Source organism: Nocardia sp. NPDC004568, from assembly GCF_040609955.1.
In the GTDB taxonomy this organism is placed as follows: domain Bacteria; phylum Actinomycetota; class Actinomycetes; order Mycobacteriales; family Mycobacteriaceae; genus Nocardia.
On the sequence record NZ_JBEXLL010000001.1, the window covers coordinates 146,071 to 164,359 of the forward strand.

An 18,289-nucleotide genomic window follows, 5' to 3' on the forward strand; every position below is an offset into this window, starting at 1 on the left:
GGGCCGGTGCGCCCGGGGCCGCGGCCCGGATCGCAACTCGCCCTGCGGGAATGGCTCGCCCGGATCACCGGGGAACTGGCCGCTACCCCGGGTACGGCGCCGTCCGCGGTGAACCTCATCGTGCACAAGAGCAATGCGCGCCTGCTGGAGGATCTGGCGATCCCGGAGGAGTTCCGGGTGCCGATCGTGATCACCTCGCTGGGCGCCCGCGCCGATGTCAACGAGCGGATCCGCGCCTACGGCGGAATCGCGCTGCACGATGTCATCAGTGATACCTTCGCCCGCAAGGCCGTGGCCAAGGGCGCCGACGGACCGATCGCGGGGGCCGCCGGGGCGGGCGGTCACGGCGGGACGGTGTCGCCGTTCGCACTGGTCCGGGAGATCCGGGAGTGGTTCGACGGCCCGCTGGCCCTCTCGGGTGCCGTCGCGCATGGTGGCAGCGTGCTGGCGGCCCTCGCCGCGGGCGCCGATTTCGCGTATGTGGGTTCGACTTTCCTCGCGACCGACGAGGCCGCGGCGGTGCCCGAGTACAAGAAGATGATCGTCGCCGGTACCGCCGGGGATATCGTCTACACGGATTTCCGCACCGGCGTCGACGGCAACCACCCGCGCCCGAGTATCGTCGCCGCCGGGATGGACCCGGAGGCATTGGGGCCCCGGTGACGGGCCCGGGTCGCTGGCATTCCTGAACTCCGGTGCGGCCCGGGCGTGGCGCGATATCTGGGGCGCGGGGCACGGTATCGGCGCGGTGACCGGGATCGCTTCTACCGCGGCCGTCGTCGACCGGCTCGCCGCGGAATACGACCGCGCCCGCAGCGGCTCGCCGCCCTGAGCTGATCGAGTCAGCTCAGCGCGTGTGCGCGGAAGAAGTCCCAGATGAGCGTGGTGGCGCTGATCGACTCGGTATCGTTGCCGACCAGGGCCGCCGGGAAGATCTCCGACGGGGTGCCGAACCAGAGGTGGCCGCCGCCGGTCACCGACCACAGCTGGACCTCGGCTCCCGCCGGGCACGGATACGCCGACAGGACCACATCGTCGGTGACCTGCCGGTCGACGGGCCCACTCGCACAGCCGTTGCGCCGAGCCCAGGCGGCGGCGTTCTCCGGAATCGAATGCGGCCCCGGACCGTCCACCGCCGGCCCGCGATGGCCGGGGTCGGCCGAACCGGATCCGTCCGGCGAGGGAAGCAGTCGCGCGTTGGGACCCTTCCCGCCCTCGTAGGCGACGATGGGGTCGGCGGTGCCGTGCAGGGCGATCACCGGGATCGGGCGGGCCGGAGCACACCAGGCGAAATCGGCCAGGCCCGCGACCGGTGCGATGGCGGCGATCCGGTCGGCCAGTTGGCAGCCCAGTGACGACGTGGTGAAACCGCCCATGGACAGCCCGGTGACGTAGATCCGCCGAGTGTCCACGCAGAGTGTGGTTTCCACTTCGGTGAGCAGATCCGCCAGATAGCCGATATCGGCCGAGCCCGGGCCGAAGTCCCAGCGGGGCATGCCCGGCCGCAGCAGTTGCGGGGTGACGGTGACGAAGCCGTGGCTGCGCCCGTAGGCACCGAACTCGGTACTCGTGTGCTGGATGAACGCGGGCTCGAGATACCCGTGCAGATCCAGGACGACCGGCAACGGCCGGCCGGTGTCCGGGGGAACGTCCAGGCCGTAGATACCGGAGATACCGCGGGAGCCGAACAGTATCGCCTCGGTGCCGGGCCGCGGCTGCGGTGCCGAACATCCCGCCGAGGGGAGTGGCGCCGGCGCCGCGGGATCGGCGTGGGTGGGGCTCGCCGTGAGACCGAGGGATACGACGACCGCGAGAACGACCGGCACGGCACGCTGCCCGGCCATACGCAGAATTCGCCCGAGCCCGGCGAGAGTGGGATTTCCGAACATGATGACGATCATGGCAAATCGAAGTAATCCTTCTGCCTCGATCGAGAATTCGCGCGGCTAGGAGTCTTGACGTGACGCGTCCGGCTGGGGCTCGCCCTGTGATTCGTCGTAGCCAGAGGTCGATCGCCGCGATGGTGAGTTCAGCCTGGTAGTAGGCGGGGTGGGCGGCCGCGACCTGGCCGGGAGACACCGCTGCCGTCGAGCAACGGCAGCAGTTGCGGGTTGTCACCGCCCCGCCTGCCGGTGAGCACGACCCGCGTCGGCCAGCCGCGATCATTCGGCTCCGGTCGCGGTGCCCGAGGCCCCGGTGAACAGGCCGATACCCACGGGCGTCGGCCGCTCGACAATAGCCTTCGCGAGGCCTGCGCGCTTCACCATCCCGTCCAGAGCGACCCCTCCGCCGCCCGCGAGGAAAGTTCTCGATTACGAACCGATTGAACGCACGCATATCACTTGGCGCGGCATCTGCAGGACATCAGTCCCGCGCACCGGGTCGCAGACGGGTGCGGTGCCGTTGATTTCGGGAGTGTTTGCCGCGCGCGATGTTGCCGATGGTGTTCCAGCGCTCCCGATCGCAGAGCCGTCCGGTCCGGCGCGCGGTCGCAAGTGCCCGCCGCGAAATTTGGATACCGGGCACCACCACCGCTCAGCCGCGAGCCGGCAACGGCTTCAGTGCGCGGTCGACGGGTGTCGCGGAGCCGTCGACGCCCGGTCGATCATGACCGGTCGAATCTCCACGCGCACAGCTTCACTTACCCTGGATGACAGGCATTTCCGTGAACTAACGATCAGTGACATGTGCCTCCGAAAGGAGGACCATGAAATGCAGAAATGAGTAGTTCAACGGTGGCCGGATCGGCCCGCCGCTGGAGAAGTTGGTCCGTGAATTATCGTCGGAAGTGCGTGCCATGCGACGCTTCCGGTAGTGGGAGGGCTACTCGGCAAAATCCGGAGGTGTGCTCGAATACTTGCGTTGTATTCAAGTGCTGGTACGGGCGCTTCCGCTGATGCGGCCCGCGCACGAAGTCCCTGGTGGACTACGGGTGATCCGGTTCGGAAGGTCTGACGATGCGCCTGCATGGCCGGTACGTCCGGGCCAGATAGGGCGGGCGCCCCGTGGGAACAGCCGCTGGTTCTCGGATTGCCACGCGTGCCCGGTTGTTGTGGCTCGACGACCCTTGAACAGTGAGGGCGGCCGCGGGCAATTGCGAACCCGGCCGCGGAAACGCGATGCAGTGGAACCGGATGGGGCGACAGAGATGGAGAAAGAGGGCGGTCATGGTCGATATAAAGAATGCCAAGATAGAGGGTGGACCTTTCGGGCCGGATCCGGAGAACAAGTATTTCTTGAAGGTGACTTATCGCGCGATATTCGATCCACCGGAACGCCAGGACACCTTCAGTGAGGTCGTCGAGATATGGGAGAGCGACAACGATGAGCCGTTCGGTGGCGACGATGACCAGATCACGGCACAGTTCACCCCGACCACGTTCGTTCCGGGGCAGCAGATCGTGCCCCGGACATTTCAGGTTGTCGTACCCAGGGACGTAGCGGACACGGAGTCGGGGCATGAGGGGTTGTACGGCAGGATCTACCTCCGGTCATCGAACAACCCCGGTGAACCCGATTTGGGCCCGGATCCCGACACCGACCCCAATACGAGTGGCGCTGACCGCGCCGCATTCACCGCGCCCGGAAATTTCGACCCGTAGAACGCCCTGAGCACAGTGGGCCCGACCGCGTGTATACGGGGTATCGCCCCCCGGTTCGCCTATTCGGCGGCAACGTCCTTGACGAGGGGTGCCGAGTCACAGCGCAGCCACGAGATATGGAGAGCCCGAGATGGATCCTTTGGCATTGGTCTCGCTGCCTCGCTTGATGTCCCGGACGCGTGGTCGACGCAATCTTCGGGTCGGACTGATCGATGGACGGGTGAACAGTGCGCGCTCGGAGTTCGCCGATGCGAGCTTCGAATTCCTTCGTGCGCAGGACGGCGGGCCTTCGCGAGTAGGCCGCGGATCGTTCCACGGGACAGCCGTCGCCGGTATCCTGGTAGCCGAGCGTGGATCAGGCGCCCCGGGAATTTGTCCCGGAGTGACTCTCCTGGTTCGCTCGGTGTTTTCGGATGCCGAGCCTGCCGCCACAACCTACCGCGAACTTGCGTCGGCGATAGTGGAACTGGTCGAAGCGGGTGCCCGCATCGTCAATGTGAGCCTGGCAGTGAATCAGCGAACCGCCGAGGCGGGTCGAACACTGCGAGAGGCATTGGACCACGCGTTCCGGCGTGAGGTGATCATCGTCGCGGCGGCGGGAAATCAGCGGGCCATGGCCGGTTCGCCGGTGACGCGGCATAGATCCGTAGTTCCGGCCGTGGCGTACGACCTACAGGGCCGACCTTCGGCGATCTCCAACCTCGGACATTCGATCGGTTGGCGCGGGATCGGTGCGCCCGCGGAGGGAATAACCAGTCTCGCGCCGGGCCAAGGCCTGAAGCCTTTCGGTGGAACGAGTGCCGCCGCTGCGGTGGTGACTGGCACGGTCGCGCTGTTGTGTTCAGAATTCCCGCAGGCTTCGACCGCGGAACTGATGTACACGCTGAGCCGGGTCGGCGATCGCCGAGCGTCTGTTGTTCCACCACTGTTGAATGCCTGGACGGCTTTCGAGGCTTTACGAACCATGCGACGAGTTCGAGGGTGTCGAGATGGGCGATGATCAGGGACACGACGTCAGTGATACGGCCGACGAACCGAACCGTGGACACTCGGCTGTGCGCCTTCCCGGATTCGTCAACGACGAGGATATCGGTTTCGGAGATTTGATGAAACGCGTGACCGCCACCGCTGGAATCCGTCCGTGTCGGGGATGCGAACGGCGGGCCGAAGCCCTCGACCGTTGGATCACGATCGTCGGGAAAGGTAACCGGAAACGATGAGCCGGCACGCATCGGACCGTATTCGTGAGTTTCCAGCACCTTCCGGCTGTACCGGACTCGGCCTGATGTGATCCGGCTCGAGCGATGCTCGATGGTGCGATCGAGAAGGGAGCGTTGCCGCATGGAGGATCATGATGTGCTGCTACAGAATTCGGCGAAGGCTACATCCGGCCCGCGGGACATCCCAGGGCGCTCGGCCGTTCCACAGGATGACGTAGCCGATCCCGCGTCCGTGCCGGAGCCGGAAGCATGCGGATGTGGGTCCGATGGCACCGGCGGGCCTACAGGTGCCGAAGCTTCGAGCTGGCACGGGTTGTCTTCACCCTATGTCTACGCTCTGGGCCGGATCGAGCCGCGACTGGCGAGCCTGGGAATCGAGAAGGAGTTCGCGCAGGCGACCGGACGCGCCGCGACTGCCGACCTGACCGATCGAGAGGCGCTTCATGCTGTGCTCTCCGATCCGCAGAACAGATATTTGGCGAGGTTGGCATGCTATGTGTTCATGATCCAGGGGCTCGAAACCTATCTGGTGCGACCACGGGATCCGGCTGAACTGACCCTGCTCATCGAAGCTCTTCGGGAAGCTCCCAACCCGACCGACCTCCATCTCCTGATCGGTCTGCGGGGCGGGTTGGCGCCGCCGAATTACTGCAATGGATTGACGCTCCCCGTAGTGGCATTCGATCAGATCTATGCCTTCGACACCGCGGCGTTGGTGAGGGCGCTGCCCAAGCCGGACGCGGTCGAGGAAGAGCGGTTCCGATCGGCGGCACAGGAGATATTCGATCGGGTGATGCAAATCGCCGACAACTCCGGAGCGTCCGATGAACACCGCGCGCTCAACTATCTCGTCGCCCGATACCCGAGCATATACGCGAAGAGTGCAGAGGCATTCGCAGCCGGATCGTCGGTGACCGCGATCGAAACGCGCCCTTCGCGGCTCAGTGCCGTTCGAAACATTCTCGACGTCATATTGTCATACACCAGTCGCACCACCGACGTGACCGAGAAGTATTTTGTCCGAGTCGACGTCACCGAGGAGTTTCCGTTCTTGGTGACGAAATTATCTCCATACTACGATCGATGATCCCGCCGGGAGGCACGGGTATGTCCATTCCAGCCGCAACGGCAGACTGTTCGCTCTACCGTACGGTCCAGCAGTACTGCACAGTGCCCGCTGGTGCTTATATGGAGGAGGGCGTCCTTCTTGCCGACGCCTGTGTGGAGGAATGCGTTCGTGACTGTGTCCGGGACGCGGACGGATGGGATACTCCGACTTCCCTTCTGGAGCGCGAATGCAAGCCGATGTGTACGCAGTACTGCCGTGAACAGCACCTTCCCCGATGCGGCCCCGGGCAGAAGCTCTGCCGGCGTCTGAGTACCGGGCAACCGGAGTGCTGCGCGGAGGATTCCGAGTGCTGCACCGTCTTCGACTGGACGGGAACTATCTCCAGCCGGAACGTTTGTTGCCCACCCGGTCAGGTCTGCTGTCACGGTAACGGTTGTTATGTGCCCGGTGAGAAGAATTGCACACAGTACGCGCTGTGTGATCTTGATCAGACAATATGCGGGAGTCAGTGCTGTGAGATAGGAGAAAGTTGCGATCCTTCGCACGGATGTATCCCGGCCGACTCCGTGATCTGTCACGGCGAACTCTGCCCACGCGGCAATGTTTGTACGCCGGCGGGCTGCTGCTTGCCGAGGCTGGCGACTTCTTCGGATTGTTGTAGGCCACCGCGTGGAAAATGTGGCGATAAGTGTTGCGCCGTCGGCGAAAGCTGCTACCCGGGGAATGTCTGCTGCACCGGCGAAAGGTGGTTCGGAGATCCTCAGGGAGGAGGGACCTGCCTGTAGGGCCGGTCTCGTAATTCGTTGTGGTGTGTGGAGTTGGTTGTCCGGCGCGGCTGGTCGTGGTGAGTGGACCGAGCGGGCATGGGCCCGGACGAGGACCGGCGGGCTGAGCACCAAGATCCTCCTCGTCGATGGTTGCGGCTGACCGACGCGGATCTTGCTCACCGGCGGGCAGGGCGGTGACAACCCGCTACTGCTGCCGTTGCTCGACGGCAGCAGTGTCTTCCGGCCAGGTCGCGGCCGCCCACCCCGCCTACTACCAGGCCGAACTCACCATCGCGGCGATCGGCCTCTGGCTACTATGAATCACAGGACAGGTCCCAGCCGGTGTGGGTGCACACCCGTCCCCGCTTCAGCCGTTCGCGCGGGCCAGCAGATCGTCGAGTTCCGCGGCGGTCATCAGCCCACCCAGGTTCAGCGCGATCCGTCCGATGGGGATGGAACCGATCATGCGCGCCATATCCACTCCCGGATCGGTCCCCGCCGAACTACCGGGCTCGCCGAGCAGCGACCCGATTTTCGCTTCGAGTTCCGGCCCGGCCACCGCGTTCGCCATGACCTCGGCGAAGGACGAGTCCCGGGTGAGCGGCACCCGGACCTCGTCGCCGTCGATCCGCACGGTGGCGCGCACCGGCAGGTCACGGCTGGAACGACCGATGGACAGGACGTATTCGCCGCCCTCGACGACCCAGCGCCCCGCGGATTCGTGCCAGCGGGCGAATTCCCGCCGGGGTATCCGGACGGTGACCTCGCCCGCCGCACCGGGTTCCAGCTCCACCGTCGCGAACCCGCCGAGTTCCCGCGGCGGGCGCAGCATCGACGAGTTCACCGGGCTCGTGTAGACCTGGACCACCTCGCGGCCCGCCCGAGCACCGGTGTTGGTCACCCGCACCGTCACGGTCACGCCGCCGGTATCGGCGACCGTGCGTGGTTCGGCGTAGTCGAAGGTCGTGTAGGTCAGTCCGTGCCCGAACGGAAAACCGACCTCGAGCTCGCGGCGGTCGTACCAGCGATATCCCACGAAAATGCCCTCCCCGTAACGGACATGCCCCTGCTCGCCCGGGAAATTGTCGTAGGCCGGGACGTCGACGAGCCGTAACGGCACCGTCTCGGTCAACCGGCCCGACGGTGCGGTGACACCGAACAGCAGATCCGCGACGGCGCCGCCGGCGGCCTGGCCCAGCAGCGCGGTGTCCAGGATGGCATCGGCGGCATCGACGATCGACGCCAGTCGTAATACACCGCCATGGGCCAGGACCACCACCACCCGGTCCTGTACCGCGCGGACAGCGTGCAACAGCTCGACCTGGTCCGCGGGCAGTTCGATGTGGTCGCGGTCGAAGCCCTCGGATTCCTGTGCGGCCGCGAGCCCCAGGAAGAGCACGGCGACATCGGCCCGGGCGGCCGCCTCGACCGCCTCGGCACGCAGATCCGCCGTCGCGGACTCGGATCCGGTGTCGAATCCGCGAGCGTAGCCGACCGTCGCCGATCCGGCGTGCGCACGGATCTCGTCTAGCGCGATATCGACCCGGGTGGCGTTGACGTGGGACGAACCCCCGCCCTGGTATCGCGGTTCGGTCGCGAATTCACCGAGTATCGCGATATGCCCGCCGGGGGACAGGGGGAGCAGGTCGTGATCGTTCTTCAACAGCACCGCACAGCGGCTCGCGACCCTGCGGGCGAGCGCATGGTGTTCGGCGGCGTCCCAGCCGGTCTCCCGATCGGCGTTCCCGGCGGCGCGGACGGCCAGCGCGGCCAGACGGCCCGCGGAAGCCGCTACGACCTCCGGGTCCAGTGCGCCGTCGGCGACCGCGGCGACCACCCGGGCATCACCCGCCTAGTCGGGGCCGGGCATCGCGAGATCCAGTCCCGCGGCGACCGCGGCGACCCGGTCGTCGACCGCGCCCCAGTCGCTGACCACCACACCGGTGAAACCCCACTCCTCGCGCAGGACCTCGGTGAGCAGCCAGCGGTTCTGCGCCGCGTACACGCCGTTGATCTTGTTGTACGAACACATCACCGTCCACGGGGCGGCCTCGCGCACCACGTGCCCGAACGCGTGCAGATAGATCTCGCGCAGCGGCCGCGGATCGACGTCCGAACTCGAGGTCATCCGCTCGTGTTCGGTGTTGTTCGCCGCGAAGTGTTTCAGTGACGCGCCCACCCCCTGCCGTTGCAGTCCACGTACCCAGCCGGTGGCCAGCGCGGCGGTCAGCCGGGGGTCCTCGGAGAAGTACTCGAAATTGCGGCCGCAGCGCGGATCGCGCTTGATATTGATTCCGGGCCCCAGCACGACGTGCACACCCGCCGCCGCGGCCTCCCGGCCGATCGCCGCCCCCACCAGGGCGGCGAGCTCTGGGTCCCAGCTCTGACCCAGGCCCACCGCGGGCGGAAAACAGGTGGCCGGAATGCTCGGGCCGATGCCCAGCGCGTCACCGGCGCGATCCGGATCCTGATAGCGCAGGCCGTGCGGACCGTCGGAGAGGATGATCGACGGAATATCCCCGATCGGCTCGGTCGACCAGAAGTCGCGCCCACTGCCCAGCCGGGCGCGTTGCTCGACCGGCAGCGGGGCGACAAGGTCTTCCGGGGTGGATGCGACCGGGTCCGGCATACGACTCCTCCTGTGGTTCGGCACTGCTGTCGAACCTAGCCGCCGGGAGAGGCGTGGTGGTGGATACGACCGGCGTCGCGTGGGAGTCGGCGACGTGACCGGCACCGATTCGCGGGCGCGGCGCCGGGGCGTGTCAGGACCCGGCCGGGCCGTAGTCCAGGTGCACCACGCCGTTGGCGTACACGTCATGGCCTTTGAGAGCGAACTTCGTGACGTCGAGCCCTTCGGTGAACAGCTTCTCCCCCTTGCCCAGGGTGACGGGATACACGAACAGGTGCAGATCGTCGACCAGGCCGTCGGCGAGCAGTGCCCGGACGAGGGTACCGCTACCGCTGATGTAGACGATGCCGTCGATCTCGTCCTTCAGCGCGCGGATCCGGTCGGGATCGTAAGCACCCAACGAGACGCTGTTGGCCCATTCGACCTGCGGCTCCCGTGCGCCCACCACGTACTTGACGGTGTCGTTGAAGAACGGGGCGCCCGGATCGTCCTCGACGGTCCGGGTGGACCAGGCCGGGGCGAACATCTCGAAGGTTCTGCGACCGAGCAGGATCGCTTTCGCCGCTCCGGTGATCGCGGCCAGTGTCTCACCCATCTGCGGATCGAATCCGAACTCGAAGGTGAACGACGGGTCCTCGTACGTTCCGTCGAGGGAGACGAATTCGTGCACGGCGATGGTTCCCATGATCATGTCCTTTCTGGCGGCGGTAGGCGTGGGCCGCCGGTCTGTGATGAGCCCGCCGGGGCTCGTCGGGTCTCGTTCGGATTGACGTGACACGACGAGATTTTTCATCGCTGCCTGGTGAGCTCGCATGCATTCTCACGGGCGGGAGGGTGGCCGGGTTGCGAGATGGAATCCTGTTATGCAGGTGTTGTATCGGGTCGAGGAAGGTGGACGATGGCTCCGACGAAGGAATGGGCGCTTCATCGTCCGGAGAACGCTCCGATTCTCAACCCTTACATCACCTATATCGAGAAGGTCCTCAAAGCCCTGGAAGACGGACTGGGTGACAAGAACGCGCAAACGCTGAACGCCGGGAAGCTGGTGAAGAAAGCGGCCGAGCGCCCCGGCGAGAGCGCCTTGCGGCAGCAGTACGACCTCAACATGCAACAGGTCGAGGGCTACCAGGACGACTGGGAGTCCCTCGACGACCAGATCGGGTTCATCGCCGGCTTCGCCGCCGAAGACGCCAACACCGTGAGCCGGGAGTTCGACGAACTGCGTGACAGCGCGGTCGACATCTCCGAAGCGGTGCCGAACGATCCCACTCCGGCCCGCCAGATCGATGCGGTGAACGCGCTGGACAACGCGGTCGGCGTCGCGTACGAGGCGATCCTGCGTGCCTACGCGAAGCTGGAGGGCAAGTCCACCGAGGTCCCCGCGCAGAACTGGTCGGGCAACGGTGGGGCCGCGCCGTATGTTCCGGGCCTCACCAATACCAGCGGTGCCTACAGCGGCGCGTCGGCCCAGCCCATCGGCGAGGGTGAGAAGGCTCAGGTGAAGGAGATGTACGAGTACCTGATCAAAAAGGGCTTCACTCCGGCACAGGCTGCCGGAATTCTCGGGAACCTCCAGGTTGAGTCGGGCTTCGACACCGGCGCGTACAACCCGGGGGAAGGCGCGATCGGCCTGGCTCAGTGGCTCGGCGGTCGCCGGGCGAACCTCGAAGCGTTCGCGGCCTCCCGTGGCCAGGATGTGACGAGTTGGGAGACGCAGATCGACTTCATGGTGCACGAACTGGAAACCAGCGAATCGGGCGCCATGAGCAGACTGAAGAGCACCACGAATGCCGGCGACGCCGCGGCGGTCTTCGACCAGTACTACGAACGGAGCTCCGGCGAAGCGCGTGGGCAGCGGATCGCCAATGCCCAAAGCATCGCGAACAGCATGGCGAACTCCGCTCCTTCCACCGATTCCTCGGTGCTGGCGTAGTCTCGGCGGGCTTCGGTCCGAGCGGCGACCCGAACGTGCTCGTGCGCAGGACTGCAAGAAGGCAGAGCTCCGGCGCCGGTTCGTTCCCACCCGGCATTCTGTCGACATGTTCCCGGGCAAGATTTCGCCGTGGTACTACCGAGATATCGGTGCGAGCTTCTCATCAGCGGGGATGTTCGGCCACGCGCCGGATGGAACTCTGCTGAGAAAGTGGTGATGTACTGGGCGCGGGACGGAGGGCGATGGTTGTCGCAAAGAGTTGGGCACTCCGTCGTCCGTACAACGCTCCGCTGTTGAATCCCTATATCGACTATGCAGAGAAGGTCCTCAAAGCACTGGAGGGCGGGCTGGGTGACCGTACCGCGACGAGTCTCACCGCCCAGCAGTTCGCCCGCCTCGCCGGCGAGCGGCCCGGCGACGGTGACCTCGCGGACAAGTACGAGCTGCTGGATCAGCAGGTCGCGACCTATATAGAGGACTGGAACACTCTCGACAACCAGATCGCCGAACTCGCTGCCCTGGCCGCCGACGATGCCAACGGCGTCAGCGGATATTTCGAGCACCTGCGCGACGCGGTCATCGAGATCACCGAAGGCGTCCCGGACAATCCCACCTCCCGGCAGCAGTTCGACGCGGTCGTCGCGATCGACAACACCATCGGCGCCACCGTCCGCAAGATGCAGTCCGCGCACAATGAATTGGAGAACAAGTCCCTGCAGGTCCCGCAGGACCGGTCGGGAAGTACCGGCGGCGCGCCGGTGAGCAGCGGCTCCCCGGCGAGTCCGCTCATGGGCGGGCAGTCCTCGGACGGTGGTGACTCCGGGTCCGACGATGATTCCGGGTCCGGTGGCGAGATCACCGGCACATCCGGTCGGCCCACCAAGATGCCCACCGGCGACTTGGCGCAGTGGATCGACCAGGCGATCGAGGTGCTGCGCGAGAACGGCTACGACATCAAGGACTCCGACGCGGCCATCATCGCCACGATGATCGAGAAGGAATCCAGCGGCGACCCGAACGCGATCAACCTGTGGGACAGCAACGCAGACGCGGGCACTCCGTCGAAGGGCTTGATGCAGACCATCGATCCGACCTTCAACGCCCATGCCCTACCCGGCCACACCGATATCTGGAATCCGGTCGACAACATTTGCGCGGGTACCGCCTACGCCATCGACCGCTACGGGTCGCTCGAGAATGTGCCCGGAATCGTCAATATGTCCCACGGGGCGGGCTACGTGGGATATTGACGATACATCGACCTCCCGGGGCTCCGTACTGCTGTCCGCCTGGGGCGGTTCACGCGAGGTGACGTTAACGTCATGGCGCCCCGGGGGGAAATCACTACGAGGATGCGGCATCACGCTCGGTGCCGCACATGAACGCAAGGAAAACAGGACTTTCGAATGGGTCACCCCCAATTGCCTTATCCCTACTCGCATCGGTCCGGTCAGCCGATGCCTCCGGCCGGGCCGTATCCCGGGCAACCTGCGGGACAGCCCTATGCTGGACAACCGCAGTACGGTCAGCCTTATCCGCCCGGGCAACCGCAGTACGGGGCCCCCGGAGGTTATGGCGTGCCGCCGCGTCCGTCCGGTGGAAACGGGGGCAGGATAGCGGCCATCCTGGGCGGCGTCGCCGTCGTATTGATCGCCGTAGGCGTGGGGGCGTTCTTCCTCTTCAGTGATGGTGGCGACTCGATAGGCGGTGGCTACGACAATCCGCGAGATGTGGCGCAGGCATGGGTCGACCGAGAAGGCGAGCCCCAGGATCTGGTCTGTGCGGCGGATCTCGACGCGGTCTCCGGAGACGAGCAGGACAGTTCGGTGCAGACTACTGGTTTGCCGTCGGATATGCCGGCATCGGAAACTACGTTGAAGAGTGTAGATGTGGCCTCGGGTAGTGATTCCGGGACCTTCACCATGGAGATGACCATGGAGGTGCTCGGCACTGAGACCAGCTCGACCGCGACCTACGACCTGGTGAAGGAAGACGGGGGCTGGAAGGTGTGTGGGATCCTCGCCCCCGATATCGAGGTCGACACCCCGGGATACTGACCCGGCGGTCGGAGGGCCGGCGCGCTGGTAGGTGCCGGTCCGATGAACTGATGAGGTCCCGGCGATGTGAACCACTGGTGCCCAGGGCCTTCTGTGGTAATTTGCTCGGAATCCGTATCAGCGCCGACGTGGAATCGATCGCCAGTGCCCGGTTTGGGGGCGAGGCTCCGGTGATCGGATGGACGAGGCGATGAATGCCACCTGGTTCGTGGCACCGGAGGCGACCTCGGCGGCCGTGACCGGCAGCGGTATCACCGTTGCTGCGTATCGCATCCGCGTCGGCCTGCGAATCGCCCATTTCACGTCCCCGCGCCTTTTACAATCCAATCGGTGCCACGGCAAAGAATGCTTACGGCGTGTGTGCGCATCTCGCCGTGACGAGGATCGTCTGTCGGTGGTCGCGCGTGCGCACTACCGGTAAATCGGTAGCCCGGCAATCGATGGAAGCGACAGATTCCGTACTATTTCCGACATGCAGGTGGCGATTTTCGTGGTCGACGGTGTGGCCGACTTCGGTTTGAGCGCGGTGCTGGAAACCTTCGACTTGGCCGGCGCCCTACGCGGCGAAATCGATCGGCCGCCCACGGATTGGGACGTTCATGTCGTCGCGCTCGGAGACAGCGTGACTTCGGCGCGCGGCCAAGCCGTCCCCACGACCCCGCTGTCCGAGCTGAGCGGCCGTCCCCTCGACACCATGATCGTGCCCGCGGTCAACGTGCTGGCCGCAGAGGCCCTCGTCGAATTGGTCTCGAGCGCGGCGCACGCGCCGGTGCTCGATCGGATCCGCGACGTCCACGCCGACGGGGTCCATCTGGCGGCCGGGTGCACGGGAACCTATTTCCTGGCCGAGGCCGGTGTGCTGGACGGTTCTCCGGCCACCACCAGTTGGTGGCTCGGGCCGAACTTCCGCAACCGATATCCGCACGTCCAGCTGGACGAGTCCCGGATCATCTGTCACGGAAACGGGGTAACCACAGCAGGCGCGGTGCTGTCTCATTTGGATCTGGCACTGTCCCTGGTGCATCGCGGCAGTCCCGACCTCGCCGAACGCGCCGCCCGGTTCCTGGCGATGGGTAACCGGACGAACCAGTGGCAATTCGTGATTCCAGAGGTGATGGCTCGGGGTAATCCGCTGATTGCAGCGTTCGAGCGCTGGGTGCGCGCACATATCTCCGAACAATTTCTGATTGCCTCCGCCGCCCGAGAACTGGGGGTCACCGAGCGTAGCCTGCAGCGTGCAGTCCGGGCGGATCTGGCGATGTCACCGAAGGACTTCGCCGACGATATCCGGTTGGAACGGGCGGTGTACCTGCTGCGCACCACCACCAAAACGGTTGACTCGATCGCCGCCGAAGTCGGTTATCTGAGTGGCGGCGCGTTGCGAGCGCTGATCCGACGCCGCCGCGATCTGACCGTTGCCGAGATCCGGGGGTCGCGTACCGTCCGCTGAGAATTCGTCAGGTTTGCGGAGCTCGGGGTGGACCCGCGGTGCCGGCCATCCGGAGACTGTCCGAAACAGCCCGGGCTCGACGGTGCCGGAGTCCGCGGTACCGCGGCGAATCGACGGGTGTCGGAGTGTCCCCGGCCTGGTCCGAGGGGTGCGCGGCGCCGACGGGGACGATATCGCCACCCCTCGCGGTGACCGGAGCCCGCTCGAGCGGTGCGCCGGAGGTGGTGGCGATGGTAGCCGCAAGACCTTGCCCTGTGCACCGGGCGCCCGGCCGGAACACGGAGCCGGACGTCTCCTCCTGGCGGCGGGCAGGCCGCTTCGAAGGGGTGTGTGTCCGAATCCAGGGGTACGGCGCACCCCTCAGCGCCGCACCCCTGGATTCGGACACACCGGATTGCCGGAAGACTCCACGGTGGGATCACCGGGCGTCCCTCGGAACCGCCGATGGCGACCTCGCGCTACACGTGGTTTCCGGCCGATTGCTCGGCCGGGTGTGCGGGACGGAGGTGGGTGTCGCGTGGTCGTCTCAGCCAGCGTTTCGCCCCGGTCTCCTGTAATTGCAGAGCGGTACGTCGCCGGCGCTGTGCGCTCACGCTACTGTGTGGGACAGCTCTGTCCGAGGGGCCGAAGCGACAGGATACGGTCGGTTTGCGACAGGTTTCCATCCGGCGGAGGACCCTCTGTCGGACGGAATAGCGGACCAATCGGTTTCATGGATGATTATTGAGCCGTATCCTGCGAGCGTGGATGTAGGTATCTTCGTCGTGGACGGTGTGGGCGAACTCGGTCTGGGTGCCCTCCTCGGTGCGTTCAGCACGGCGAACGCCCTCCGTAAAGAATTGAACAATCCGCCGGCGGAGTGGCACGTGCAGACGGTATCGTTCGGGGAATCGGTGCGTTCGGGAAGCGGGAACCTGGTGCCGACCATTCCACTGAACGAGGTGTCGGAGCCGTTGGACGCTGTCGCGGTGGCGGCGGTGAACGTCTTCGAGCCGAGCGCGCTGGTGGAACTCGTCTCGGCTCCCGGGAATACCTGGCTTCTCGATCGGATCCGCAGTGCACGAGTCGAGGGCGTGCACCTGGCCGCGGCCTGTACGGGAACATTTTTTCTCGCGGAGGCCGGTGTGCTCGACGGCTCGCCGGCTACGACCAGCTGGTGGCTGGGCGCGAGCTTTCGTGCGCGCTACCCGGGCGTCGACCTGGACGAGCGTAGCATTGTCTGCCACGGTGATGGCATCACTACTGCAGGCGCCTCGCTCTCACATATGGATATGGCGTTGTCGATGGTGTATCGCACCAGTCCGGAACTGGCAGAGCAGGCGCGCCGCTACCTCGCGATAGAGGACCGGTCCAGCCAGGCATCTTATGCCATCCCCGAGGTTGTCGCGCGGGGCAACCCGCTGATTGTCGGGTACGAGCGGTGGGTGCGCGAGCATATATCGCAGCAGTTCCTTATCTCGACTGCAGCGCGAGAACTGGGAGTGACCGAGCGCAGCCTGCAGCGCGCCACGCGCGCGGCTCTCGGGATGTCGCCCAAAGACTTTGCCGACGATATACGGCTGGACCGTGCCACCCGGCTTCTCCGTGCCACTGGGCTCACGGTCGAGGCTATAGCCCGGGAGGTCGGCTATATCAATGCCGGCGCGCTACGCGCGCTCGCTCGTCGGCGGCGGGGAGTTTCACCGGCGCAGATCCGGGCCCACGGTGGCCCGTGGTGATCATGCGGTGATCCCGGTCGCGTGCCCGAACAGGCCCCTACACTGTCAGCATGTCTGTTCGACGGCTGACCGCCGCCCTCCTGCTCGTAGTCGCCGCGTCGCTGGGGACCGCGGCCTGCACCGCGACGGGATCGGGGGCGCGAAGCGAATGCGAGGTCAGCGGCTGCACCGTGACATTCGAGCGCGGTGTGCAGGCGAAGATCAGCGTGCTGGGCGTGGAGACCGAACTCACCTCGGTGCAGGGCGACCTGGTCACCCTGTCGGTGGCGGGCCAGCAGGTCACCGTACCCATGGGTGAGTCCGGTTCGGTGCAGGGGCTGAACCTGACGGTGCAGGAGGTCACCCAGGACCAGGTCGTGGTGCGACTGGCCACCGGCCTGTGAGCCTTCGCCCGTCGGGCGCGTTCAGCGGCGCTCGGGTGCCCGCTGCTCCGCCCACCGGGGCTCGGCGCGACCATAGCCCGGCGCCGGAAACGGGTAGTCCGGGAATTCGGCCAGCGCCGGCGCCGCGCTGACGACCTCTCCATGGGATACGGTGTTGTCCGCGCCGGGCACCGCCGGCGCCGGATGATCGGGAGTGCGGCCACGTTCCGAGAGCAACCAGGTCGCCGTCCGGGCCAGTGATACCCGCACGTCCCGGCCGCGGCCGTCGCCCGCGCGGTCCGTGAGCGCGTCGACGATACCGGCCGCGAGCAGGTAACCGGAGGCGTGGTCCAGCGCCTGTGCGGGCAGCGCGCCGGGCACCGCGGACTCCCCCTCGATCACCGCGATGCCGGTCGCGGCCTGCACGATGCTGTCGAAACCGCGCCGGCCCGCCCACGGCCCGGTGAAACCCCAGGCACTCACCCGGCCGTGCACGAGCCCCGGGCGTCCGGTCAGGCCGAGTCCTTCCAGTGCGCCCGGCCGATAGCCGGTCACCAGCACGTCGGCGGAGTCCCGCAGCGCCTCCCAGGCCGCGGATGCCGACCGCAGGTCGAGCAGGGCCGAATATTTGCCCTGACAGGTGTCGCTGTACTGCCAGGAGATCTCCGGCAGCCGGGGCGGGTCCACCCGCAGGACTTCGGCCCCGAGCAGCGCCAGCGCCCGAGTGGCCACCGGCCCGGCGATCACCCGGGTCAGATCCAGTACCCGCACACCCTGCAGCGGCTGGTACGGCGTCCCCGATATCGGCAGCGTGTACCGGTGCCGGTCGCCGCGTGTCACCAGGGCGACCAACGGGCCCGCTCCGGCGGCCGCGGCCTGCGGCTCCGCCCGCCACTGCGCTTCGTCGCGCACCCGGGCCACGATCGCGCCCCGGGCCGCGGCCAGCTCTTCCAGATCCGCGGCGCGGATCATCGCCATCTGGGTTTCGGCCAGCTCACGCGGCGCGTCCGCGGGCAGCTCGAGGGCGGCCAGCAGCCGGGCGCGGTGATGCGGATAGTTGGCGTGGGTGCGCACCCAGCCGTCGAATGTGGGAAAGAAACCGGACAGGTCGGCGAATCCTTCGACGGGGGCACCGCCGATCCGCAGCAACCGGTCACTGGAGAACGAGGCCGCGATTCTCTCGGGGTTCAACCGGTGCCGGATCGGTGCGGTGCCGGTCGCGCGCCGATACCGATCGGCGGCCGCCACGAATGCCTGCACGGATCCCGCGGCCAGCCCCCACACGGGGAGGGTGGCGGCGAGATACCGACCGGGATCGGGCCACTCCATCGGACCCGAACCGCCGACGCCTGCCCCGTCTTCGTAATCACGGACCAGCCGTGCGCCCACGTCCACCGCCCCGAGCGTACTGGGCCGCGGGCCCGGCGAACGCTCGGTCGTCCGATGGCACAGCGATTCTCATCACACCGTCACCAGCGGGCA

The 18,289-nt window shown here is 66.5% G+C and carries 15 protein-coding genes and 1 pseudogene; 11 read left to right on the forward strand and 5 right to left on the reverse strand.

The features are described 5' to 3' along the window. Positions 1–84: 84 nt before the first annotated feature. Positions 85–832: pseudogene (locus ABZV91_RS00490) on the forward strand (nitronate monooxygenase); the annotation flags it as partial. Between the two features lie 10 nt (positions 833–842). Here ABZV91_RS00490 and ABZV91_RS00495 read toward each other — a convergent pair. Beyond that, positions 843–1,889, reverse strand: a complete 1,047-nt coding sequence (locus ABZV91_RS00495; RefSeq protein ID WP_355233429.1) for a hypothetical protein — start codon at positions 1,887–1,889, stop codon at positions 843–845. Between the two features lie 1,230 nt (positions 1,890–3,119). On the opposite strand from ABZV91_RS00495, the gene ABZV91_RS00500 reads away from it, so the two are divergent. The 4 genes from ABZV91_RS00500 to ABZV91_RS00515 all read left to right on the forward strand — a co-directional run bounded on the left by ABZV91_RS00500 (position 3,120) and on the right by ABZV91_RS00515 (position 5,909). Further along, on the forward strand, positions 3,120–3,602 hold the full coding sequence (locus ABZV91_RS00500; protein ID WP_355233431.1) for a hypothetical protein: 483 nt from the start codon (positions 3,120–3,122) through the stop codon (positions 3,600–3,602). A gap of 130 nt (positions 3,603–3,732) precedes the next feature. Continuing rightward, the gene (locus ABZV91_RS00505; RefSeq protein ID WP_355233433.1) at positions 3,733–4,602 is read left to right on the forward strand and encodes a S8 family serine peptidase; all 870 of its coding nucleotides are present in this window, start codon (positions 3,733–3,735) and stop codon (positions 4,600–4,602) included. Beyond that, a complete protein-coding gene (locus ABZV91_RS00510; protein WP_355233435.1) occupies positions 4,592–4,822 on the forward strand; it encodes a hypothetical protein in 231 nt (76 codons plus the stop codon). The genes ABZV91_RS00505 and ABZV91_RS00510 overlap by 11 nt, the downstream gene beginning before the upstream one ends. Positions 4,823–4,943: 121 nt before the next feature. After that, entirely contained in the window at positions 4,944–5,909 is a 966-nt protein-coding gene (locus ABZV91_RS00515; RefSeq protein ID WP_355233437.1) for a hypothetical protein, read from the forward strand. Between the two features lie 1,116 nt (positions 5,910–7,025). Here ABZV91_RS00515 and ABZV91_RS00520 read toward each other — a convergent pair. From ABZV91_RS00520 to ABZV91_RS00530, 3 genes are all read right to left on the reverse strand, one after another. Beyond that, positions 7,026–8,495: a glycoside hydrolase family 3 C-terminal domain-containing protein gene (locus tag ABZV91_RS00520; protein WP_355233439.1), complete on the reverse strand. Its 1,470-nt coding sequence runs from the start codon at positions 8,493–8,495 to the stop codon at positions 7,026–7,028. A gap of 15 nt (positions 8,496–8,510) precedes the next feature. Then, positions 8,511–9,287, reverse strand: a complete 777-nt coding sequence (locus ABZV91_RS00525) for a glycoside hydrolase family 3 N-terminal domain-containing protein (RefSeq protein ID WP_355233441.1) — start codon at positions 9,285–9,287, stop codon at positions 8,511–8,513. A gap of 133 nt (positions 9,288–9,420) precedes the next feature. Continuing rightward, a complete protein-coding gene (locus ABZV91_RS00530; protein WP_355233443.1) occupies positions 9,421–9,972 on the reverse strand; it encodes a dihydrofolate reductase family protein in 552 nt (183 codons plus the stop codon). Positions 9,973–10,185: 213 nt separating this feature from the next. Here ABZV91_RS00530 and ABZV91_RS00535 point away from each other — a divergent pair, with 213 nt between their 5' ends. The 6 genes from ABZV91_RS00535 (at position 10,186) to ABZV91_RS00560 (ending at position 16,828) form a co-directional block, all read left to right on the forward strand. After that, entirely contained in the window at positions 10,186–11,220 is a 1,035-nt protein-coding gene (locus ABZV91_RS00535) for a phage tail tip lysozyme (protein WP_355233445.1), read from the forward strand. A gap of 242 nt (positions 11,221–11,462) precedes the next feature. Beyond that, positions 11,463–12,470 carry a transglycosylase SLT domain-containing protein gene (locus ABZV91_RS00540; protein WP_355233447.1) on the forward strand — a complete coding sequence of 336 codons (1,008 nt, stop codon included), beginning with the start codon at positions 11,463–11,465 and terminating at the stop codon, positions 12,468–12,470. 327 nt (positions 12,471–12,797) lie between these two features. Continuing rightward, on the forward strand, positions 12,798–13,277 hold the full coding sequence (locus tag ABZV91_RS00545) for a hypothetical protein (RefSeq protein ID WP_355233449.1): 480 nt from the start codon (positions 12,798–12,800) through the stop codon (positions 13,275–13,277). A gap of 472 nt (positions 13,278–13,749) precedes the next feature. After that, entirely contained in the window at positions 13,750–14,727 is a 978-nt protein-coding gene (locus ABZV91_RS00550) for a helix-turn-helix domain-containing protein (RefSeq protein WP_355233451.1), read from the forward strand. Between the two features lie 743 nt (positions 14,728–15,470). Next, positions 15,471–16,445, forward strand: a complete 975-nt coding sequence (locus ABZV91_RS00555; protein WP_355233453.1) for a helix-turn-helix domain-containing protein — start codon at positions 15,471–15,473, stop codon at positions 16,443–16,445. Between the two features lie 50 nt (positions 16,446–16,495). Then, positions 16,496–16,828 (forward strand): hypothetical protein, encoded by a 333-nt coding sequence (locus ABZV91_RS00560; protein WP_355233455.1) that lies wholly within the window; start codon positions 16,496–16,498, stop codon positions 16,826–16,828. A gap of 21 nt (positions 16,829–16,849) precedes the next feature. On the opposite strand, the gene ABZV91_RS00565 is transcribed toward ABZV91_RS00560, so the two are convergent. Beyond that, entirely contained in the window at positions 16,850–18,202 is a 1,353-nt protein-coding gene (locus ABZV91_RS00565; RefSeq protein WP_355233457.1) for a CoA transferase, read from the reverse strand. Between the last annotated feature and the right edge of the window lie 87 nt (positions 18,203–18,289).